Raw genomic sequence first — 20,718 nt, forward strand, 5'->3', positions numbered from 1 at the left:
GTTTATGAGTAGGTACCAAGTGGGGATAACTTAGTTGGAGTTGGTTGCCAACTTTGTTCAGTTGGCGGAAGTTTTGCTTCCTTGGATCCGTCTCGCCCCCCACGCACCGTCCCGCCCGCGAAGCCCGAAGGGGGAACCACCATGCCCGTCCTCGCTCTCCTCTCCGCCGTCTTCGTCGTCGGCATCGAGCAGACCGTTCAGTGGAAGTACGGCGTCACCGGCATCATCGGTCTGCTGCTGCTCACCATAGGTATCAAGGCGAAGAACCCGGCCGTCAGCTCCATCGGGGCCGTCGTGCTCGCCCTGCTGGTCGCGGGGCCCGCTCTATGAGCGTAAGGCGACCTGCGGCCCGGTCGGCCGCTGTCCCAGCCGCTGTGGGAGACGTCAGCTCGTGAGCACAAGCTCCGAACTGATCGTCTCCCACAGTGCGTTGAACCACAGGTGCGACTGCTCGACGAAGGTGGTGTCGCGCAGGCCGGCGCCCTGTTCGAAGGCGAACAGCATGGACTGGGTGCCTTCGGCGTCGTACATCTCCAGGTGTTCGTGGTCGATCTCCTCCTCGCGTCGCGTGAGCGTGTAGTACGCGAAGAGCGCCTCCATGCCGTTGAGCAGGTACAGCTTCACGGGCGGGGTGAAGGGCAGGGCGCGGAAGGTGACGTTCACGTCGATGCCGTGTGTGGCGCGCAGGGCCAGCAGGTTGTGCTGGAGCACCTGGCCCTGGGCGTTGCGCTGGGCCAGCCAGCGGCGCTGCAGCCGGCCGTCGACGGACGGGTCCACCGGGGTCGGGAAGGCGAGGTCGATGTCGCGGCTGGGCAGCAGTACGCGGAGGTCGATCTTGGCCGGTTTCAGTTCCCCGGCATGGATTCCGCGCAGCGGTTCGCCCATGGCGAGTGTGAGGGATATCGACGTGAGGCAGAGAGCGTCGATCTCGACATGAGGCTCCGCGAACGCGGTCGCTATGCGAGGGGCCAGCGCCACCATGGTGGGCAGCGGCGGAGCGCCGGGACCGCCGAAAGCCCTGCCCAGACCCGGGTCGGGGGCCACGGTCGCCGGGCTGCCCTTGGAGACGTTGGTCAGCAGATGCTCGGACTGCAGGATGCGCAGTGCCTGACGTACCGCACCGCGCTCGACGCCGAACTCGTCCGCCAGCCTGGCCTGCGTGGGCATGCGCTCTCCGGGCCGCAGCTCTCCGTTCCTGATCCGGGCACGCAGTGCGTCGGCCACTTCGCGGTGTGTTCTTCGTGGTCTCTTCCGCCCGTTGACGGATGTGGTATCCGGGTCCACGACCAAACACTACAACTTCCCGCCATCTTATGGCAGTTCTGTGGAAGGTGGTTATAAGACGCTTCCAAGAGGAGATAAGTACAGAGAAGTTGGTCACCAACTTCAACAACATGGTCAAACTTCAGGAGGGTTGGCCGCAACCAGGGGTCCGTCCCCTGTCCCGAAGGAGGGACCGCCATGCCGCTCGTCGCCCTCGCCGTCGCAGCTCTCGCCATCGGATTCGAGAACCTCGTCCAGTGGAAGTACGGGCCGATGGGCATCATCGCCTTCGCCGCGCTGTCCATCGGACTCAAGGCCAGGAACACCACGATCAGCGGCCTCGGAGCGGTCATCCTCGTGATGCTGCTCGCCCAGTCCGGCTGAGCCCCGGCGGGCCCGACGGGTTCGCCGACCCAGGATCCGGCTGACCGGGCTCCCTTCCGGAGGGGAGCCGGGAGCCCGGCCAGTCTGCACCAAGCGCACAGCCACAACTGAACACCGACAACTGAACAGCTCCACCAGTACAGCCACAACTGAACAGCTCCATCAGCACGGTCACAACTGAAGAGCACAGCTACGGATGAGTCATCAACTGTCGTCCGAAGGAAGGGGTCAGAACATGTCCGGGCACCAAGGCCGCCTGGACGTACGCAGCAGGGCGTCGGCCAATCGGGCGGCGCCCGCTCGTTCTTCCTGCACCCTGCCCAGCGCCGCGAGCCGCACGACCGACTCGTCGCCCAGCCACAGCTGCCCCAACTCGGCGATTCCAAGGGTGAGTTCGGCGCTCTCCGTGGTCGGCGTGCAGGACGCGCCCTGCGCCGATGCCTCCAGCCGGTAGCGGCCGCCCGCCAGGCCGGAACGGTCGGCGACCTCCAGCACCAGGGAGCCCGGCCCCTCGTACGTCCGCGACTCCAGCGCCCGTACGACATCCAGGATCCGCACCCACAGCCAGTCGGCCTGCGAAGTGATACGGGCGGCCCTCGGGTCCGGAAAGAGGAGGGGGAGCAGGTCGTCGGGGGCCCGCTGGCCGCTCTTGACCCGGGTGACCCAGTCGATGGAGCACAGATAGCTCCACAGGGCGCGCTGGGCGGCCGGGGTCGCCGCGATCAGGCTCCGCACCGTCGCCGTGTCCAGCGGCTGCTTGGCGTCGCCCCACTTGTCGTCGACCTCGTAGGCGACGACGCCCTCGACCTCGCCGTCCGCTGCTCGGTACACGGCGAAGAACGGCTCGGTCCACTTCGGGTCGACCCGCACCTCGCCCGTGTGCTGCTGCCACCAGCGGTCGCCGCGGGTGACGGCGCCGGGGGTGGCGCGGCGGACGCGGTCATGGAGCTCGGGGCCGAGTTTGCGTACGTCCCCGGGGTCCACGATGTCGATACGGCCGCCGTCGGCCGGGCCGGACCAGCGGGGGTCGAGGCCCGTGCGCGGGACGTCCACGGTCCACTCGGTGGCCGTGGTGGCGGGGCCGAAGCCGTAGCGGCCGTAGATCGGGTACTCGGCGGCGATGAGCGTGGCCACGAGGTCGCCGCGCTCCTTCGCGGCCGCGAGGTCCCGGTTCATCATGCGGGTGAGGAGGCCGCGGCGGCGGTGGGTGGCGGTGACGGTGACGGCGGAGACGGCGTTGGCGGGGACGGGGGTGCCGCCTACTGCGGTGACCTGCTGCTCGAAGGAGCGGAAGGTGGCTACGCAGCGGGTGCCGTCGAAGGCGCCGAGGTATCGGTTCGGCTCGAACTGGGGGCGGCGGGCTTCGAGTTCGGATTCTGCGACCTGTGGCTGCTGTACGAAACCGACTTTCACGGCGCGGAGCCACTCGGGGAACTCGGGCTCGGTGATCGGGCGGACGTCGATGTCGGGGGGCGCCTGGGTCATGGGATCACGGTAGGTGCAGCGTGGGGTGGTGTCGCGTGGATTTTCCTCGCCCCCGCCGCCCCTACCCGTCCCGTCCCCAGGGGCGGCCGCGCTGCCGCCGCCCCGCGGGCGGATGGAGGATCGGGACGGCGGTCCCGGCTCAGGTGAGCAGGTCGTCGACCTGTGCCTCGCCCTCGCGGTAGCGGCGGGTGATTTCGCCGCTGCAGTCGTCCGTTGTGCGTTGGAGGCGTTGGCGCCTGAGGGACACCTGTTGCTCGTAGCGGACGAGTCGGCCCATTGCCGTGTTCAGTTCCAGGTCCGTGCGGGCGGCCAGGTCGGAGAGTTCGACCTCGGCGAGCATGTCCGCGGCCAGTCGGCCGTACTCCTCGTTGTACGGCGTCCCCAGCGTCACATGACGGGCGGAGGAGCGGTGGCGGGCCGGGGCGTCCGTGAGGATCTCCGGGAGCCGTTCGACCACGGAGCCCGCACCTGCCGGGGAGCGGCGGGCCAGTTCCGCCCGCAGGATGTCGATACGGCCCTGCAGCAGCCGCCGTACATAGCTGAGGTCGGCCTCCTCGCGCTGGGCGTCCCGGCGCAGGGTGCGCAGTTCGGGCAGGCTCAGCACGGCCAGATCGCGCACGGGCGGCCCCGCGGGCAACTGCGGACCGCCCGGGCCCTCACCGCTGTCACCGCCGGTCGCGCTGTCCGGGCTGTCCGTGCGCTGAGTGGGCGGACGCATCGGGGTTCGCTCCCCCGTACGAATCAGCGAGACTGCCCCAGGAGGCTGCCCAATACTCGGTGTGCTCATGTGCCTCAACCGTCCCCTCGACCGGCGTGTGGAAAGCATCGTGCCACCCCAAGTGGCCGCTATGTGACCGAGTGCCCCCGATCAGCCCCAGATGGGGGGTTAAGGATCAATAAGAAGCCCTCCGGAACCCCCTCGGACCTGGTTCCGGGCGCACGGCATGATGGGTTCATGCGTGCAGTGGTGCAGAGAGTGGACGGCGCGAGCGTCGTCGTCGACGGCGAGACGGTCGGGGAGATCATCGGCGAGGGGCTGTGCGTCCTCGTCGGGGTGACGCACGAGGACACCAAGGAGAAGGCCGCCCAACTCGCGCGCAAACTCTGGTCGATCCGCATGCTGCAGGACGAGAGGTCCTGCAGTGACGTCGATGCGCCGTTGCTGGTCATCAGTCAGTTCACGCTGTACGGGGATGCCCGCAAGGGGCGTCGGCCCACCTGGAACGCCGCCGCCCCCGGCGATGTCGCCGAACCCCTCGTCGACGAGGTCGTCGCCCAGCTGCGAGCCCTCGGCGCGACGGTGGCGACGGGCCGCTTCGGCGCGCAGATGCGGGTGTCGCTCACCAACGACGGACCGTTCACCGTGCTCCTGGAGATCTAGTCCCGGCCACGGCGCCTACGGTTCCACGACCGTCTCCTGCGCCGCCGCCGTGTCCCCCGCCACCAGCCTCGCGTCCACCGGCACGTTCCGCTTCACCAGGGCGAGCGCGACCGGGCCCAGCTCGTGGTGGCGTACGGAGGTCGTGATGAAGCCGATCTTGCGGCCGTCGGGGTCCTCGTCCGCAAGGCGGATCTCCGTGCCGGGCGTGGGGAGGTGCACCTCGCTGCCGTCCAGGTGCAGGAAGACCAGGCGGCGCGGCGGCTTCCCCAGGTTCTGCACCCGCGCCACCGTCTCCTGGCCCCGGTAGCAGCCCTTCTGGAGGTGCACCGCCGTACCGATCCAGCCCAGCTCGTGCGGGATGGTGCGGTGGTCGGTCTCGAAGCCCAGGCGCGGGCGGTGTTGTTCGACGCGCAGGGCCTCGTAGGCCAGGATCCCGGCCGGAGGGCCCGCCTTCTCCGCGTACGACTCGAGGTCGGTGCGCGGGAGGAACAGGTCGCGGCCGTACGGCGTCTCGCGTACGGCGACGCCTTCCGGCACCTCCGCGATCGAACCGGCCGGCAGGTGCACGACCGCGAACTCGGCGGTCCGGTCGGCGACTTCGACCTGGTAGAAGAACTTCATCGACTCCAGGTACGCGATCAGCGCGTCCTGGGTCCCCGGCTCGACATGCGCCCAGACCGTCTCGCCGTCGTCGACCAGATACAGCGCGTGCTCGATGTGTCCGTGCGCGGAGAGGATCAGCGCCTCGGTGGCCTGGCCGGCCGGGAGGTCGCTGACGTGCTGGGTGAGGAGCAGGTGCAGCCAGCTCAGACGGTCCTCGCCGGTGACGGTGACGACCCCGCGGTGCGAGAGGTCGACGAAGCCGGTGCCGTCGGCGAGGGCGCGCTGCTCGCGGAACAGTTCGCCGTAGTGGGCGGCGACGCCTTCGTCCACGCCCTCGGCGGGGACGGCGCCGGGCAGGGACAGGAGGGGGCTCTTCATATGCACAAGCCTACGACTCGGTAGTTGAACTCTTCAGTGAACAGTCCCGGCATCTGCCGAAGATCGCGAAGTGCTTCATGTCCGTCTCGAAGCCGAACTCCCGCCGCAGCTTCGCGGTGAACTCGGCGGCCACCGACACATCGGCCTCGATCACGTTCTGGCAGTCCCGGCAGACCAGGTGGATGTGGTGGTGACGGTCCGCGAGGTGGTACGTCGGTGCGCCGTGCCCGAGGTGGGCATGGCTGACAAGACCCAGCTCCTCCAGCAGCTCCAGCGTCCGGTAGACGGTGGAAATGTTGACCCCCGACGCCGTCTTCTTCACTTCCGTGAGGATGTCGTCGGGGGTCGCGTGCTCCAGGGCGTCCACGGCTTCGAGCACGAGTTGCCGCTGCGGCGTCAGCCGGTAGCCGCGCTGCCTGAGGTCGCTCTTCCAGTCGGTGCTCACCACACCGAAGAGTCTAGAACTACTTGTACTTGTCAGAACTACTTGAAAAACGCGATGCCGTCGTCCGGCATGTCGTCCGGCAGGGCCTTGGCCCAGCGCTCGACGTCCTCCGGGGTGACGACCTTCTTCAGGTGCGCCGACATGTAGGGGCGCAGCTCGACCTCGGGGGTCTGCTTCTCGCCGACCCACATGAGGTCGCTCTTGACGTAGCCGTACAGGCGCTTGCCGCCGCTGTACGGGCCGGAGGCGGCCGTCCGGGCCACCGCGTCCGTGACCAGGTCGATCTGCGGCTTCTTGTCGGCCATCTCGCCGTACCAGATCTCGACGACGCCGTCGTCGCGGACCATCGTCACCTCGACCTTGCGGTCGGCGTCGATGCGCCAGAAGCCGTGCTCGGACTCCAGCGGGCGGACCTTGTTGCCGTCGTTGTCGAGCACCCAGGTACGGGACTGGTACTCCAGGAAGTCCCGGCCGTCATGGCTGAAGGTCACCTCCTGTCCGAAGTTGCACTTCTCGGCACCGGGGAAGTCGTGCACGCCCGCGCCCGCCCAGTTGCCGAGCAGGAAGGCGAGGGGGACGAGGTCCTTGTGGAGGTCGGACGGGATCTCGATCATGGGGTCGGCAGTTCCTTGATGGGGGTCAGCGCTGGCCCTGGTACAGCTTCTTCACGGTCAGCCCGGCGAAGGCGAGGACGCCGACGCAGACCAGGATCAGCAGGGCTTCGAAGAATGCCTCAAGCACGGGGTGCTCCTTGATGGGCTGAGGGATGGGCGGTACACAAAAGGCCGGGCCCCAGCTTACGCGGCCGGGGCCCGGCACTCCTTGCGAGGTACGCCCAAGCGGGACTCGGGCGGACGTCAGCCGAGCAGCTCGCTCTGCAGGGCCACCGTCTGCCGGAACGGTACGGCCTTCGCCGCGCCCTTCCTGGACTGCACGATCACCGCGAGAACGTCGCCGGCGGAGGGGCGCCGCGCAGCTGCAGGCGGGGGCCGGCGGCCGGGGCGACGTCCTGGTGGAACAGCTCAGGTCGGCGTAGTGGGCGCCGGCCGTGTTGTCCTCGGCGAAGGGCTCCGGACTGCCGGAGGGCAGCGGCGGCCTGACGAGCGTCGGATAGTCCCAGCGCCCGTCCGACTGCGTCGCCAGTCCCGGTACGTCCGCCCGCTTCGTCGCCGTGATGCCGTACGCCGTCCCCGCACCGGCCGCCGCGAACACCCCGACGGCGGCGGTCCAGCGGAGGGCTGCGTGCAGGGCGCGGCGGTTCTTCTGCACCGGGGCCGGTGTCAAGCGCGCATTCCGTACGCGCGCTCACAGGAGACCCATGGCCGGGACTGCTGGTTGCAGGGGCGTTGACTACGATTCGGGAATGGCGAAGAAGCTCGTGATCAAGGTGACGGCGGGGGCCGATGCGCCCGAGCGGTGCTCGCAGGCGTTCACGGTGGCGGCGGTGGCCGTGGCCAGCGGTGTGGACGTCTCCCTGTGGCTGACCGGCGAGTCCGCATGGTTCGCCCTGCCGGGCCGCGCCGCCGAGTTCGCACTCCCGCACGCGGCCCCGCTGCCCGACCTGCTCGACGCGATCCTGGCCGCCGGCCACGTCACCCTGTGCACCCAGTGCGCGGCCCGCCGGGACATCACGGAGAAGGACGTCATCGAGGGCGTACGGATCGCGGGGGCGCAGGTGTTCGTGCAGGAGGCCCTGGGGGACGAGACGCAGGCTCTCGTCTACTGAGACGGCCCACGGAGCCGGCCCACCGAGCCGCTAGGACCTCGGGCGCTTCTTGCCGTCCAGCTCGTCCCACCACTCGTCGGACTTCGGGTCGCCGGACGGATCGTCCCACCAGCGGTCGTCCGGACCCCGGCGATTGGCGACCATGGCGGCGACCGGGGGGATGACCATCGCCACCACGCACATCCCGACCGCCACCGGGACCGACCAGATGCGTACGACTCCCCAGGCCAGGACGAACAGCGTGATGCAGGTGCCCATCATGGCGAAATAAACGTGACGCCGACGTGCCAGCATGCTTCCAGCGTAGGGCCGGGCACGCCGAAGGGCCGCATCCCGGAGGTGCGGCCCTTGGGTGGTCAGCGGGTCAGACCGCGATGGCGACCTCCGCGAGGCCGCCCTGCTGGGCGACGACCGTGCGGTCCGCGGTGGCGCCGGGGACGAGAGCGCGGACGGTCCAGGTGCCCTCGGCGGCGTAGAAGCGGAACTGCCCGGTCGCGGAGGTCGGGACCTCCGCGGTGAACTCACCGGTCGAGTCCAGCAGGCGGACGTAGCCGACGACGGGCTCGCCGTCCTTCGTCACCTGGCCCTGGATGGTGGTCTCACCGGGCTTGATCGTCGAGGCGTCCGGGCCGCCGGCCTTCGCTCCACACATGTCTTTCTCCAAGAGGGGTCTGACCGGAGGAAGGCCGGTCGGGATTTGCGGGTGGGGTCTTACTTGTTGGCGCCGAGCTCGATCGGGACGCCCACGAGGCTGCCGTACTCGGTCCACGAGCCGTCGTAGTTCTTGACGTTCTCGACACCGAGCAGCTCGTGCAGGACGAACCAGGTCAGGGCCGAGCGCTCACCGATGCGGCAGTAGGCGATCGTGTCCTTGGCGAGGTCGACCTGCTCCTCGGCGTAGAGCTCCTTGAGCTCGTCGTCCGACTTGAAGGTGCCGTCGTCGTTGGCGTTCTTCGACCACGGGATGTTGCGCGCGGACGGGACGTGGCCCGGACGCTGCGACTGCTCCTGCGGCAGGTGCGCGGGAGCGAGCAGCTTGCCGGAGAACTCGTCGGGCGAACGGACGTCGACCAGGTTGTGCGAGCCGATCGCGGCGACGACGTCGTCACGGAAGGCACGGATGGCCGTGTTCTGGGGCTTGGCCTTGTAGGTGGTCTCGGGGCGCTCCGGGACCTCCTCGACCAGCTCGCGGGCGTCCAGCTCCCACTTCTTGCGGCCGCCGTCGAGCAGCTTGACGTTCTCGTGGCCGTAGAGCTTGAAGTACCAGTAGGCGTAGGACGCGAACCAGTTGTTGTTGCCGCCGTAGAGGATCACCAGCGTGTCGTTGGCGATGCCCTTGGCGGACAGGAGCTTCTCGAAGCCCTCCTGGTCGATGAAGTCGCGGCGGACCGGGTCCTGAAGGTCCTTGGTCCAGTCGATGCGGATCGCGTTCTTGATGTGGTTCTTCTCGTAGGCGGACGTGTCTTCGTCCACCTCCACGATCGCGATGTTCGGGTTGTCGAGGTTGGCCTCGACCCAGTCGGCGTCGACCAGGACGTCGCTGCGGCTCATGCTCTTTCTCCTCCGGGGCAGTTGCGGCGGGGCGTGCGAGTGCAAGGGGGTGCGGGGTGCATCCGGCGGTGGCCGGGGCGCGCACGGGTGCCCTGAACAGGGCGGGGGGATGCGGAGGTCTGCGCCTACCGCTCAGAAGGGGCGACAGAGCATGGCGGCGACGCGGCACAGGTCGACTGCCCGCCGCTTCGTGAGATCCGCATGTCGCTTCATGGGGTCGATCGTAGGGACGGACAGCCGGACGTGTCACCGGGGTGTCGTATCTTGAGACGCGATCGTCCGCGATATGGGATGCGATCAGCTCCCGCGCCGTGTCCGCACGACTTCCGGGCGCACGTATCGGCCGTCACAGCTGCGGTGCGGACGATGCCGTCTCACCTTTCGGACTCCGTCGTTCCATCGCCCGTCGTACTACCCCGCGAGCCTGACGTTCGAACCCTTCACCGTGATCTCCACGCCGTTCTTCGCGGCCTGCACACTGTCCAGCTTCACTCCGCCCGGGAGCTGGTGGATGGTCTGCTGGAAGTCGGTGATGGCCCGGATGCGGGAGTCGGCGAGGTCGACGACCAGCTTGGGCAGGTTGTCCGCGTGCACCTTGACGGTGTCGCCGTTCACGGTCACCGAGCTGAGCACGGGGTACGTCTGCGAGGCGCCCGCGACGGTGACCTTGACGTCCACCTTGATCTTGCCGTTGCCGCCGTCGGAGAGGCCGACGACCTGGGCGTTGATGCCGGGGAAGATCCGCGTCGGCTCGGACTTGGCCGCCTTGAGGAGTTCGTCGTAGGCGATGGTGGCGGTGCCGGTCGCGGTGGTCGCGGTGGCGGAGCTGTAGTCGCCGGAGAACTTGACGCCCTTCATGTCGGCCTTCAGGTCGTCGATACGGATCGCCTTCGGGCCGCCGTTGCCGGCGGCACCCGTGCCGGTGTCGGCCTCGTAGTCCTTGATGCCGATCTCGACGTCGTCCAGCTCGCCGGAGGCGGCCTGGGTGAGGAAGGGGAAGCCCTTGATGGACACGTCCGGTGTGGAGGCGAGGTTCTCCGTGGTCTTCACCTTGTCCGCCGCCTGGTTCTCGGCGAAGTGGACCGCGACACGGTCCGCGATCACGAAGAGGCCGCCCAGGACCACGACGACGATCAGAAGTATTCGCAGGGCGCGCATGCGGTGTTTCCCTCACCTGGCCGGACGACGACGGTTGTGACGACCGAGTGGCCGTTCAGCGCGAGCGTAACCCTGCACCTGGGTTTGATCGGGGAGTTGTCGATCAGCTGTGACAGAGGTTGCCGAAGTTGGTCCGACCGTGAGCTGGGGGCTGCCGCCCCCAGTCCGGCCCTACGCCAGCGCCCGGCCCAGTACGAACACCACCGGTGCCGCTGCCGTCAGGGGCAGGGCCACGCCTGCTGTGAAGTGGACGAATCTTGACGGGTAGTCGTAGCTCGCCACGCGGTGGCCGATCAGGGCGCAGGCTGCCGCGCCCGCGCCGAGGAGTGCGCCCTTCGCGCCGAAGCCGGTCATCCCACCGACCGCGATGCCCGCGCCCGCCGCGGCGAGCAGCGAGACGACGATCGACGCGGGGGTGGGCAGCGGCAGGACGCGGGCCAGGACCGCCACCGCCACGGCCGCCGCGCCGACGGTCACCGCGTCCGGCTCGGCCGCGAGGTACCCGGCCGCGACGATGGACAGCGCCGCCGAGGCGACGGTCGCCATCAGGCCGTACATCCGCTCGTCCGGGTCCGCGTGCGAGCGCAGCTGCAGGACCAGGGAGAGCAGCACCCAGACGCCGAGGGTGCCCAGGATCGCCGCGGGGGCGTTCTCCCGGCCCGCCACCAGCAGTGCGACATCCGCGGCCAGCGCGCCCAGGAAGGCCAGCGCGATGCCCTGCCGGGCCGGCCACATGCCGTTCAGCCGGAACCAGCCCGCCGCGGTGACCGCCTGCAGGGCGACGAGCGGGACGAGCAGGGCGTACGAGTCGACCGCCGCCGCACCGGACACGAGCAGAGCCAGCAGCGCCGTGAGCCCGGCCGGCTGCATGCCCGGCTCGATGATCGGGGAACGTCCCTCCTCACGGGCACGCTGGGCGTCCGTGATCCGGGAGTTGCCGGTGAGCGTCGCGGGACCGCAGTCGGAGTCCTCGTCGGGCTCCTCGAGGCCACCACCGCCGGGCGTCTCGTATCCGGGCTCGACTGCGGCGCCGGCATACCCCTGCTGCGCCGCCTCCCAGGTCTGCCCTTGCCACTGCTGCGTGTACTGCGGGTATTGCTGGTACTGCTGAGCCTGGGCGCCAGGCGGGTCGTCGTACCCCTGATACCCCTGGTACTGCTGGTACGACTGCTGCTGATACGGCTGCTGATACGGGTCGTACGCGTCGTACGAACCCTCGTACGGCTGGTCGGTCATCGTCACCCTCCTGCGAACGGCGGGAGCACCTCGACCGTGCCGCCGTCGGCCAGCCGTACCGTCTCATGCCCGCGGGTGCCCACGGGGTCACCGTCGATGAGGAACGAGCATCGCTGCAGGACGCGCGTGAGCTCTCCGGGGTGTCGCGCGCGCACGGCGTCGAGCGCCTCGGCGAGGGTGGCCGCGTCGTACGGCTCCTCGGCGACCCCGGCCGCGGCCTTCGCGGCGGCCCAGTAGCGCACCGTGACCTTTGACATCCGGTTCCTCTGGTAGTGGATCGGCGGTGTTCACCGTCAGGCTAGCCCGCCTGCGCGGCACCCCAGGCCCCGATACGGGCCAGCAGGTCCTCGGTGGCCGCGTGTTCCGCATGCCCCATGCCGGGCTCCAGCCAGAGTTCGCCCCGGTCACCGGCGGCATCGGCCAGCATGCGCGGGTGGTCGACCGGGAAGTAGCCGTCCCGGTCGCCGTGCACGATCAGCAACGGCGTCGGCGCGATCCGCGGTACGGCCTCCACGGGGGACAGCGGCACCGGGTCCCACTGCCGGTGGTGGATCCGGGTACGGAATCCGTAGCGGCCCACCAGCCGCCCCTCGGGCCGCGTCACCAGCCAGTGGAGCTTCCGCATAGGGGCGGTGCCCCGGTAGTACCAGCGGGCGGGGGCACTCACCGAAACCACGGCGTCCGTCGCCGCTTCGGTGCGCCCCTCGCGCCCCTGTCCGTACAGCGCCGCGTGCCGCAGCACCACGGAGCCGCCCATCGAGAAGCCGACCGTCACCACGTGGGCGTGCCCGAAGCCCCGCGCCCACTCCACCGCGGCCGCCAGGTCGAGGACCTCCCGGTCGCCGACCGTGGAGCGGCCTCCGGAGGCGCCGTGGCCGCGGAAGGAGAACGTGACCACGGCCCCGTACTGCGCGAACGCCTCCGCCACCCGTCGAACATGCGGCCGATCCACATCGCCCGTGAACCCGTGGGCGACGACGAACACCGGCGCAACGGAAGGTGGCGTGGAGGTGTCGTATACGACCGCGCCCGGGTCGTATACGGAATCGATCGCAATCCCGTCGTCGGTGCGCAGAAACGTACGGAAAGGCCCCCGTCTGCCCGTCTCAGGATTCGGACGAACGGTGGATCGCGCCACATGACCTGCCGGAGTGATGCTCATGTGGGCTATTCTGCTGGGCAGAGGACTCGGGCAGCGTAGCCCCCGGGTCCTTTTGTGCTTTCGGAAGCGTTGTATACGAAGCGGGAAACTCAAGGTGACCGCAGGTGTACGGGGCTTTTCGGGATCGCAGAGCAGGTGATGCACCACACACGTCCTCGCAGGGACCGAGGAGGAACCAGACGTATGAGTTCTCTGCTGCTCCTGACCAATGCCCTCCAGCCGTCGACGGAGGTGCTTCCCGCCCTCGGCCTGCTCCTGCACAACGTGCGAGTGGCTCCGGCGGAGGGACCCGCCCTCGTCGACACCCCGGGTGCCGACGTCATCCTCGTCGACGGACGCCGTGACCTGCCCCAGGTCCGCAGCCTCTGCCAGTTGCTGCGCTCCACGGGCCCCGGCTGTCCGCTCGTCCTCGTCGTCACCGAGGGCGGCCTCGCGGCCGTCACCGCCGACTGGGGCATCGACGACGTGCTCCTCGACACCGCCGGTCCGGCGGAGGTCGAGGCGCGACTGCGGCTGGCCATGGGCCGGCAGCAGATCGTCAACGACGACTCCCCCATGGAGATCCGCAACGGCGACCTGTCGGTCGACGAGGCGACGTACTCCGCGAAGCTCAAGGGGCGGGTCCTCGACCTCACCTTCAAGGAGTTCGAGCTCCTCAAGTACCTCGCACAGCACCCGGGCCGCGTCTTCACGCGCGCACAGCTGCTGCAGGAGGTCTGGGGCTACGACTACTTCGGCGGCACCCGCACGGTCGACGTCCACGTACGGCGTCTGCGCGCAAAGCTCGGCCCCGAGCACGAGTCGCTGATCGGGACCGTCCGGAACGTCGGTTATCGATTCGTTACTCCCGAGAAGGGTGATCGCGTCCCCGACGAAGCCAAGGCCAAGGCAGAACGGGCAAAGGCGGAGGATCTGGACGAGACCGCCGCTCTGGACACCGCCGAGATGCCGGCCGAGGCATAGCGGACCGCCGGACGGGGCATTGCTTCCGCACAGAAGGCGTGGAGGCAAGCTCCTTATCGCCCTGCCCAGGGCCGGTATATCCGCGTAGACTCCGCGCGTGGCCAAGGTGACTCGGGATGATGTGGCGCGGCTGGCGGGAACTTCGACCGCCGTCGTCAGTTACGTCATCAACAACGGACCCCGGCCGGTCGCCCCGGCCACGCGCGAGCGTGTCCTCGCCGCCATCAAGGAGCTGGGGTACCGGCCGGACCGGGTCGCCCAGGCGATGGCGTCGCGGCGCACCGACCTCATAGGTCTGATCATCCCGGACGCGCGCCAGCCCTTCTTCGGCGAGATGGCGCACGCGGTCGAACAGGCCGCCTCCGAGCGCGGGAAGATGGTGCTCGTCGGCAACACCGACTACGTCAGCGAGCGCGAGGTCCACTACCTGCGCGCCTTCCTGGGCATGCGGGTCTCGGGACTCATCCTCGTCTCGCACGCCCTCAACGACCAGGCCGCCGCGGAGATCGAGGCCTGGGACGCCCGGGTGGTCCTGCTGCACGAGCGGCCCGAGGCCATCGACGACGTCGCCGTCGTCACCGACGACCTGGGCGGCGCCGAGCTCGCCGTACGCCACCTCATCGAGCACGGCTACGACTACGTCGCCTGTATGGGCGGCACCGCCGAGACCCCGGCGGTCGGCGACCCGGTCTCCGACCACGTCGAGGGCTGGCGGCGCGCGATGGACGAGGCCGGGATCTCCACCGAGGGACGGCTCTTCGAGGCGCCGTACAACCGCTACGACGCGTACCGCGTGGCTCTGGAGATCCTCTCCGGGCCGCAGCGGCCGCCCGCGATCTTCTGCTCCACCGACGACCAGGCGATCGGCGTGCTGCGGGCCGCCCGCGAGCTGCGGATCGACGTGCCGGGTCAGCTGGCGGTGGCCGGCTTCGACGACATCAAGGAGGCGGCGCTGACCGACCCGCCCCTGACCACAATCGCCTCGGACCGCTCCGCGATGGCCCGGGCGGCCGTGGACCTCGTACTCGACGACGGCCTCAGGGTTGCGGGGGCGCGGCGGGAACGGCTCAAGCAGTTCCCGTCACGACTGGTCGTGCGGACCTCCTGCGGCTGCACATGAAGGCCGTGCACCGGCACATGAAGGTTTTCTGAAAGCCTCCGCCGGGCCACGAGAAGCGTCTTTATATCGGGCAAACAAGGTTCTGCCGGGCTTCTCAGCGGACACTCAGGAAGCTCTCATGGTCACGGTTCAAGCTCGTTGTCATGACCGAGAGCTTCCGCCGCAGCGGCGAGTACGAGAGCTATGACGGCTACGGGAACCCGCAGCAGGGCGCCCCGCAGCACGCCTCCTCCCCTGTGAACCCCGAGTGGCCGCCCCCGCCGGCGCAGCCGCCGGTGCAGCAGGTCATGGCCGAGCCCCCCGCCCCGGCGCCGAAGAAGCGGGCCCGGGGCCCCCTGGCCCTGCTGGCCGCCGTGGCGATCGTCGCCGCGGCGATCGGCGGCGGCACCGCGTACGCCTTCCAGGAGCTGACCGGCAACGACACCGTCGCCACCAGCAGCACCAGCACCAATGTGGTGCCGGCCGCCAAGAAGGGCGACGTCGCCACCATCGCCGCGGCCGTCAGCCCGAGCGTGGTCGAGATCAGCGCCACTATGAGCAACGGCTCGTCGACCGGCTCCGGTGTGATCATCACCAGCGGCGGCGAGATAGTCACCAACAACCACGTCATCTCCGGCGCCTCGTCGATCAAGGTGACGACCAGCAGCGGGAAGTCGTACACCGCGAAGGTGGTGGGCACCGACAGCAAGAAGGACCTGGCCCTGATCAAGCTGGAGGGCGCGTCCGGCCTCAAGCCGGCCACCCTCGGCAACTCCTCCGGCGTCCAGGTCGGCGACACGGTCGTGGCGATCGGCTCCCCCGAGGGCCTGAGCGGCACGGTCACCAGCGGCATCGTCTCGGCCCTGAACCGCGACGTCACCGTCTCGACCGACGAGAGCCAGGGGCAGGGCCAGGGCGGCGGTGACGGCCGGTGGCCGTTCTCCTTCGGCGGCCAGCAGTTCAACGGCGACACGGGGTCCTCGACGACCACCTACAAGGCGATCCAGACCGACGCGTCCCTCAACCCGGGCAACTCCGGCGGCGCGCTGATCGACGCCGCGGGCAACATCATCGGTATCAACTCCGCTATGTACTCGGCCAGTTCGCAGTCGTCCTCGGGGTCCTCGGACGCCGGCAGCGTCGGCCTCGGCTTCGCCATCCCGATCAACACCGTCAAGTCCGACCTGGCCACGCTCAGGTCCGGCTCCACCAACTGACCGCGGTCTCATCAACCCCGCAGGGAGTACGTCATGATCAAGCAGGTTTCCCATACGGTCACCGGCACCGATCCGGCCGGCCTCGCCCAGGCCCTCGCGGTGGCGTACGAACTCCACGCACCGGAGACGCGGGCGCCCGAGGTGGCCCCGCAGCTGATGGGCCTGCACACCTCGGCCGCCCGCCCGCACCGCCGCAAGGTGCCGCTGAACAGGCTCGCGGCGATGCGCGGCTGATATGCGAGGCTGAAGGCGTTCAGCATCTTTCGCTGGTTCAGCCCCGTGTCGTCCCACCGCACCCGAGGAATCCGAAGACCATGAGCCCCGCCGAAGGCGACCGTGACCCGCAGCGCATCCTGATCGTCGACGACGAGCCGGCCGTACGCGAAGCACTCCAGCGCAGCCTCGCCTTCGAGGGCTACGAGACGGAGGTCGCGGTGGACGGCGCCGACGCCCTGGAGAAGACGACGGCGTACCGGCCCGACCTGGTCGTCCTCGACATCCAGATGCCGCGCATGGACGGCCTGACGGCGGCCCGCCGTATGCGGGGTGCGGGCACCACGACGCCGATCCTGATGCTGACGGCGCGTGACACGGTCGGCGACCGGGTGACGGGCCTCGACGCCGGCGCCGACGACTACCTGGTCAAGCCCTTCGAGCTGGACGAACTGTTCGCACGCGTCCGCGCCCTGCTGCGGCGCAGCTCGTACGCGGCCGCGGCGGCCGCCGGGGCCCTCCAGGAGGACGAGGCGCTGAGCTTCGCGGACCTGCGGATGGATCTGGCGACGCGGGAGGTGACGCGGGGCGGGCGCCCGGTGGAGCTGACCCGCACGGAGTTCACCCTCCTGGAGATGTTCATGGCGCACCCGCGTCAGGTGCTGACCAGGGAGCAGATCCTGAAGGCGGTCTGGGGCTTCGACTTCGAGCCGTCGTCGAATTCGCTTGATGTGTACGTGATGTACCTGCGCCGGAAGACGGAGGCGGGCGGCGAGCCGCGCCTCGTGCACACCGTGCGGGGCGTGGGGTATGTGCTGCGGCAGGGCGGCGCGGAGTGAGGAAGGTGCTGCGCCGCTTCCAGACCCTGCCGATCCGCTCACGGCTGGCGATGCTGGTCGCTGCGGCGGTGGCTTTCGGGGTGGCGGCGGTTTCGGTCACCTGTTGGTTCATCGTGCAGGGAAAACTGTATGAGCAGGTGGACAACGATCTGCAGAGGGGCATGAGGGGGCCCGATCAGCTCCAGGCCCAGGCCGTCCTCAACGAGTGCTCCAAGACCCCGCAGGGCAACGGCTTCTACCGGGGCAACTACACCCAGCTGGTCACGGAGACCGGAAAGGTCTGCGTCTTCGGCGAATCCAGGGGCACGATCAGGGTCACGCAGGCCGACAAGAACGAGATCAAGGCAGGGGACCTCAGCCGGGTCTACTTCCGTGACGGCACTGACGGGAACGGCAACCCGGTACGCGTGATGACACGGTTCCTGGGCCCCACCGCCACTCCCACCGGGGAGGCCGGGCCCAACGTCGGAATCGCGGTCGCCGTACCTCTGAAGAGCACCCAGAACACCCTCAACGACCTCGCCCTGATCCTCCTCCTCGTCTCCGGCGTCGGAGTCCTCGGCGCCGGCGCCGCGGGCCTCGCGGTCGCCCGCGCAGGCCTGCGCCCCGTGGACAAGCTCACCGAGGCCGTCGAACACGTGGCCCGCACCGAGGACTTGAGCATCCGCATCCCCGTGGAGGACGACGCCGAGGACGAGGTGGCCCGGCTGTCCCGTTCCTTCAACTCGATGACCGCGTCCCTGGCCAGCTCCCGCGACCTGCAGCAACAGCTCATCGCCGACGCCGGTCACGAACTGCGCACCCCCCTCACATCCCTCCGCACCAACATCGAACTCCTCAGCCGCAGCGAGGAGACCGGCCGCCCCCTCCCCCCGGCCGACCGCAAGGCCCTCCTCGCCTCCGTGAAGGCGCAGATGACCGAACTGGCCGCGCTGATCGGCGACTTGCAGGAGCTGTCGCGGTCGGAGGGGCAGCGGGGCGAGCGCGTGCAGGTGGTCTCGTTCGAGGACACGGTGGAAGCGGCGCTGCGCCGGGCGCGGCTGCGCGGACCGGAGCTGACGATCACGGCGGACCTGCAGCCCTGGTACGTACGGGCCGAGCCCTCAGCCCTGGAGCGGGCGATCGTCAACATCCTCGACAACGCGGTGAAGTTCAGCCCCGAGGGCGGCACCATCGAGGTGGAGCTCGGCAGCGGCATCCTGACGGTCCGCGACCACGGCCCCGGCATCCCCGCCGAGGAACTCCCTTACGTGTTCGACCGCTTCTGGCGCTCACCGAGCGCACGGGCACTGCCGGGCTCAGGCCTGGGTCTGTCGATAGTCGCGCGGACGGTGGAGCAGGCGGGCGGCGAGGTCACCCTGGCCCGCGCGGACGGCGGCGGCACGGTGGCGACGGTACGGCTGCCGGGGGCGCCGATGCCGCCGCCGGAGGGGCCGTAGCCCTACCGACCACTTCGATGGCGGCGTCGCCCGCCATCATCTCCGCGAACTGCTCGGCCAGTTTCTTGATCCCTCGTCCATCAGCTTCCCGATCTCGCTGAGCGCCTCCCAGACGAGTCCGACGACGATGTGGTAGCCGTCCTTGAACGCCTTCGCCGCGAGCTTGGCCGCGTCACCGACGCCGCCGATGCCCATCGTCCAGCGGAACAGGTAGGAGTCGAAGTTGGTCGCGGCCTCGCAGGACCATTCACCGCCGAGCTTCCAGGACCCCTTGCGGCTGCTGCCGTGGACCACCCCCGAAGGCAAGCCCTGCTACCTCAGCGCCGGCGGGGGCGACAGCAGACTCTCCCTGGTCGCCGACGACGTGGAAGCAGCTCAACTGGACTCCGGGGAACAGGTACTCGCGGGAGCCAGGGCCGTGCTTGCCGACTCGAAGGCGGGTGAGCGGGCCGTGCGCTTCGCGCTCACCAGGGCGGCCGAGTCGCTGGAGGACGTGATCCGGGTCGCGGTCAGCCGAGGCGGGCGGGTGACGTCGGACTGATCACCCGCTGCGCTCTGCGATCTGCTCCGCCGTCGGCTGTTCGAACGCAAGAGGTGATCACTGCGGCAGACCTGCGGAGCGCGTCTCCGCACGTGGGGCACGGTATCGGCGCACGTTCGGCGAGGACGATCAGCGTATGGTGCGCTTCCGCTTGCCAGTCGTGGCGTCGTGGTCCGAGCTCATGGTCGATCCTCTTCACATGGCTTCCCGTGCAGCCGCCGATGGCTGCCGAGAGACCGAACAACCGCACCCGGCAGCCTCTCCACCCGGGGTGACGACCCGGCACCGGTCCTGTCCGTCCCCCGCACGGAACGGAGTCCCCCATGGCGGGTCTTCGACGTTGAGAGGTGTATCGACCCCGATGACGCCTGCCGGGAGGGGGTGCCACCTGCCCAGGAGCGTGACACCTCGCGGTAATCTGTCACACTTTCGCGACCCGTCGACCGGTCCCGCCGCAGCGATGCACCACTCAACCTCGAAGACCCCCCATGGCTCGCCCATCGCCGGAGCGAAACCGCCCTCGTCATCGCCGTCCCTCTCATCCTCGCGGCCACCGGAGCCGTCGGCCACACCCTGCTCCCCGGCACCCAGTCCAAAGCCTCCGCCACGGCCCCCGTCTGCGCGACCGCCACCGCCGACGGCTTCGCCTCCGCCCACACCTTGGGCAGAACGGGACTTACCCCTCCCTCGTCCTGACGGCTTCCTGACGCCGCCCCCGTCCCGACGCCCGCAGCCCCCGCCCTACGATCACCTCGGACACGGAGGCCGGGGAGGGCGCATGGGCGGGGACGGGGACACGGGCGGGATCGAGCGGGTGTACCGACGACGGCGCAGGCCGCAGCTGCGGCACCTCGGCCTGATGGGGCTGCTCGCCGTGAACGCCTTCTTCCAGTCCAGCCGCTTGTTCGGCGATCCGTACGGCCACCGCGACGGACCGTCCGGCTGGCCGCCGTTGGTGTTCGGGCTGCTCGTGGTGACGGCCTTCGCCCGGGTCGCCCTGGAACAGCTGCGGGCGCACACCCGCGTCACGGCTGCGGGCATCACCGTCCAGGGTCGGCTGCGCTCGCGCTCCTGGGCCTGGCAGAACGTGTACGACATCCGGGTCGAGCGGGCCCCGCGCGGTACGAACGGGATGGGTCCCCAGTGGCTCACCTACCTCTACGACGTCGAGGGCCGCCGGCGCCTGCTGTGGCATCTCGACGACTGGCAGCTGGCCGACCCGTACGCCGAGGTCTCGGACCTGTGTCTGTCGGCCGCGCCGTACCGCAGTCTGGCCTGGGAGCCGCGTTCTCAGGTCGAGGCGCTGATCCTGCGCGGGGCGGCTCGGCGCAAGGCGTGGACGTGGGCCCTCTACGGTGCGCTCGGGGTGCTGGCCGCCATGTTCGTGGTCGACTTCTTGGAGATCATCGACGGACGGCCGGATCACCCGTTCCTGCTGCTCGCCTGTGTGCCACTGGCCTCCTTCGCCGTGCTGGGCGCCGTACTCGACCGGTACTGGACCAGCCGTCCGCCGGGCTCCCTGGCACAGCAGCCGTAGCTCACGCTCATCCGGCTGCCGGCTCCGGTCCGGACGTTCGCCTTCCGATCGCCCGATCGAGTGATCCCACGACAACGCCCCAGGTCAGCCCCATCGCC

Annotated in this window: 27 protein-coding genes; 12 read left to right on the top strand and 15 right to left on the bottom strand. The window is 69.5% G+C overall.

The window, feature by feature from the left end; genetic code table 11:
- Positions 1–141: 141 nt before the first annotated feature.
- Positions 142–330, top strand: coding sequence for a hypothetical protein (locus AB0N07_RS08475; protein WP_030941504.1), 189 nt, complete (start codon positions 142–144; stop codon positions 328–330).
- Positions 331–384: 54 nt separating this feature from the next.
- On the opposite strand, the gene AB0N07_RS08480 is transcribed toward AB0N07_RS08475, so the two are convergent.
- Positions 385–1,290, bottom strand: a complete 906-nt coding sequence (locus tag AB0N07_RS08480) for a GntR family transcriptional regulator (RefSeq protein ID WP_365833442.1) — start codon at positions 1,288–1,290, stop codon at positions 385–387.
- A gap of 171 nt (positions 1,291–1,461) precedes the next feature.
- Here AB0N07_RS08480 and AB0N07_RS08485 point away from each other — a divergent pair, with 171 nt between their 5' ends.
- A complete protein-coding gene (locus tag AB0N07_RS08485; protein WP_365833444.1) occupies positions 1,462–1,647 on the top strand; it encodes a hypothetical protein in 186 nt (61 codons plus the stop codon).
- Positions 1,648–1,875: 228 nt separating this feature from the next.
- Here the strand turns inward: AB0N07_RS08485 and AB0N07_RS08490 are convergent, their stop codons facing one another.
- The gene (locus AB0N07_RS08490; protein ID WP_365833446.1) at positions 1,876–3,132 is read right to left on the bottom strand and encodes a GNAT family N-acetyltransferase; all 1,257 of its coding nucleotides are present in this window, start codon (positions 3,130–3,132) and stop codon (positions 1,876–1,878) included.
- Positions 3,133–3,271: 139 nt separating this feature from the next.
- The gene (locus AB0N07_RS08495; RefSeq protein WP_365833448.1) at positions 3,272–3,919 is read right to left on the bottom strand and encodes an aerial mycelium formation protein; all 648 of its coding nucleotides are present in this window, start codon (positions 3,917–3,919) and stop codon (positions 3,272–3,274) included.
- Positions 3,920–4,087: 168 nt separating this feature from the next.
- On the opposite strand from AB0N07_RS08495, the gene dtd reads away from it, so the two are divergent.
- A complete protein-coding gene (dtd, locus tag AB0N07_RS08500) occupies positions 4,088–4,513 on the top strand; it encodes a D-aminoacyl-tRNA deacylase (protein WP_365833450.1) in 426 nt (141 codons plus the stop codon).
- Between the two features lie 15 nt (positions 4,514–4,528).
- Here the strand turns inward: dtd and AB0N07_RS08505 are convergent, their stop codons facing one another.
- From AB0N07_RS08505 to AB0N07_RS08515, 3 genes are read right to left on the bottom strand one after another with little or no spacing between them, the layout of a single operon-like run.
- Positions 4,529–5,494 carry a folate-binding protein gene (locus AB0N07_RS08505; RefSeq protein ID WP_365833452.1) on the bottom strand — a complete coding sequence of 322 codons (966 nt, stop codon included), beginning with the start codon at positions 5,492–5,494 and terminating at the stop codon, positions 4,529–4,531.
- Positions 5,495–5,504: 10 nt separating this feature from the next.
- Entirely contained in the window at positions 5,505–5,942 is a 438-nt protein-coding gene (locus tag AB0N07_RS08510; protein ID WP_099929821.1) for a transcriptional repressor, read from the bottom strand.
- Between the two features lie 35 nt (positions 5,943–5,977).
- Positions 5,978–6,553, bottom strand: a complete 576-nt coding sequence (locus AB0N07_RS08515; protein WP_365833454.1) for an FABP family protein — start codon at positions 6,551–6,553, stop codon at positions 5,978–5,980.
- A gap of 749 nt (positions 6,554–7,302) precedes the next feature.
- Here AB0N07_RS08515 and AB0N07_RS08520 point away from each other — a divergent pair.
- Positions 7,303–7,665 (top strand): DsrE family protein, encoded by a 363-nt coding sequence (locus AB0N07_RS08520; protein WP_365833456.1) that lies wholly within the window; start codon positions 7,303–7,305, stop codon positions 7,663–7,665.
- A 30-nt stretch (positions 7,666–7,695) separates the two neighbouring features.
- Here the strand turns inward: AB0N07_RS08520 and AB0N07_RS08525 are convergent, their stop codons facing one another.
- The 8 genes from AB0N07_RS08525 to AB0N07_RS08560 all read right to left on the bottom strand — a co-directional run bounded on the left by AB0N07_RS08525 (position 7,696) and on the right by AB0N07_RS08560 (position 12,772).
- The gene (locus AB0N07_RS08525) at positions 7,696–7,959 is read right to left on the bottom strand and encodes a DUF3099 domain-containing protein (protein ID WP_115907338.1); all 264 of its coding nucleotides are present in this window, start codon (positions 7,957–7,959) and stop codon (positions 7,696–7,698) included.
- 70 nt (positions 7,960–8,029) lie between these two features.
- Positions 8,030–8,317 carry a DUF1416 domain-containing protein gene (locus AB0N07_RS08530; RefSeq protein ID WP_003991226.1) on the bottom strand — a complete coding sequence of 96 codons (288 nt, stop codon included), beginning with the start codon at positions 8,315–8,317 and terminating at the stop codon, positions 8,030–8,032.
- A 59-nt stretch (positions 8,318–8,376) separates the two neighbouring features.
- Complete coding sequence (locus tag AB0N07_RS08535) at positions 8,377–9,216, bottom strand: sulfurtransferase (protein ID WP_365833459.1); 840 nt, start codon at positions 9,214–9,216, stop codon at positions 8,377–8,379.
- Positions 9,217–9,348: 132 nt separating this feature from the next.
- Positions 9,349–9,429 carry an Ms5788A family Cys-rich leader peptide gene (locus AB0N07_RS08540; RefSeq protein WP_365833526.1) on the bottom strand — a complete coding sequence of 27 codons (81 nt, stop codon included), beginning with the start codon at positions 9,427–9,429 and terminating at the stop codon, positions 9,349–9,351.
- Positions 9,430–9,627: 198 nt separating this feature from the next.
- Positions 9,628–10,374: a DUF2993 domain-containing protein gene (locus AB0N07_RS08545; RefSeq protein WP_365833461.1), complete on the bottom strand. Its 747-nt coding sequence runs from the start codon at positions 10,372–10,374 to the stop codon at positions 9,628–9,630.
- Between the two features lie 171 nt (positions 10,375–10,545).
- A complete protein-coding gene (locus tag AB0N07_RS08550) occupies positions 10,546–11,610 on the bottom strand; it encodes a hypothetical protein (RefSeq protein WP_365833463.1) in 1,065 nt (354 codons plus the stop codon).
- Positions 11,611–11,612: 2 nt separating this feature from the next.
- The gene (locus tag AB0N07_RS08555; RefSeq protein ID WP_344399495.1) at positions 11,613–11,867 is read right to left on the bottom strand and encodes a MoaD/ThiS family protein; all 255 of its coding nucleotides are present in this window, start codon (positions 11,865–11,867) and stop codon (positions 11,613–11,615) included.
- Positions 11,868–11,908: 41 nt separating this feature from the next.
- Positions 11,909–12,772, bottom strand: coding sequence for an alpha/beta fold hydrolase (locus tag AB0N07_RS08560; RefSeq protein WP_365833465.1), 864 nt, complete (start codon positions 12,770–12,772; stop codon positions 11,909–11,911).
- A gap of 183 nt (positions 12,773–12,955) precedes the next feature.
- Here AB0N07_RS08560 and AB0N07_RS08565 point away from each other — a divergent pair, with 183 nt between their 5' ends.
- The 6 genes from AB0N07_RS08565 to AB0N07_RS08590 all read left to right on the top strand — a co-directional run bounded on the left by AB0N07_RS08565 (position 12,956) and on the right by AB0N07_RS08590 (position 18,542).
- Positions 12,956–13,735, top strand: a complete 780-nt coding sequence (locus tag AB0N07_RS08565) for a response regulator transcription factor (RefSeq protein WP_365833467.1) — start codon at positions 12,956–12,958, stop codon at positions 13,733–13,735.
- A 97-nt stretch (positions 13,736–13,832) separates the two neighbouring features.
- Entirely contained in the window at positions 13,833–14,855 is a 1,023-nt protein-coding gene (locus AB0N07_RS08570; RefSeq protein ID WP_365833469.1) for a LacI family DNA-binding transcriptional regulator, read from the top strand.
- A gap of 143 nt (positions 14,856–14,998) precedes the next feature.
- Positions 14,999–16,051 (top strand): trypsin-like peptidase domain-containing protein, encoded by a 1,053-nt coding sequence (locus AB0N07_RS08575; RefSeq protein ID WP_365833471.1) that lies wholly within the window; start codon positions 14,999–15,001, stop codon positions 16,049–16,051.
- A gap of 33 nt (positions 16,052–16,084) precedes the next feature.
- A complete protein-coding gene (locus tag AB0N07_RS08580) occupies positions 16,085–16,285 on the top strand; it encodes a hypothetical protein (protein WP_365833473.1) in 201 nt (66 codons plus the stop codon).
- 80 nt (positions 16,286–16,365) lie between these two features.
- Positions 16,366–17,103, top strand: a complete 738-nt coding sequence (locus AB0N07_RS08585; RefSeq protein WP_365833475.1) for a response regulator transcription factor — start codon at positions 16,366–16,368, stop codon at positions 17,101–17,103.
- Positions 17,100–18,542, top strand: coding sequence for a HAMP domain-containing sensor histidine kinase (locus AB0N07_RS08590; RefSeq protein ID WP_365833477.1), 1,443 nt, complete (start codon positions 17,100–17,102; stop codon positions 18,540–18,542). Before AB0N07_RS08585 ends, AB0N07_RS08590 begins: the two co-directional genes overlap by 4 nt.
- Positions 18,543–18,578: 36 nt before the next feature.
- Here AB0N07_RS08590 and AB0N07_RS08595 read toward each other — a convergent pair whose 3' ends face one another.
- A complete protein-coding gene (locus tag AB0N07_RS08595) occupies positions 18,579–18,836 on the bottom strand; it encodes a hypothetical protein (RefSeq protein ID WP_365833479.1) in 258 nt (85 codons plus the stop codon).
- On the opposite strand from AB0N07_RS08595, the gene AB0N07_RS08600 reads away from it, so the two are divergent.
- Together AB0N07_RS08600 and AB0N07_RS08605 are read left to right on the top strand one after the other, a co-directional pair.
- On the top strand, positions 18,814–19,083 hold the full coding sequence (locus tag AB0N07_RS08600; RefSeq protein ID WP_365833481.1) for a hypothetical protein: 270 nt from the start codon (positions 18,814–18,816) through the stop codon (positions 19,081–19,083). The genes AB0N07_RS08595 and AB0N07_RS08600 overlap by 23 nt on opposite strands.
- 778 nt (positions 19,084–19,861) lie before the next feature.
- Positions 19,862–20,620, top strand: a complete 759-nt coding sequence (locus tag AB0N07_RS08605; RefSeq protein ID WP_365833483.1) for a PH domain-containing protein — start codon at positions 19,862–19,864, stop codon at positions 20,618–20,620.
- The last annotated feature ends 98 nt before the right edge of the window (positions 20,621–20,718 follow it).

Origin of the sequence: Streptomyces sp. NPDC051172 (assembly GCF_040682555.1) — a bacterium.
GTDB lineage: Bacteria > Actinomycetota > Actinomycetes > Streptomycetales > Streptomycetaceae > Streptomyces.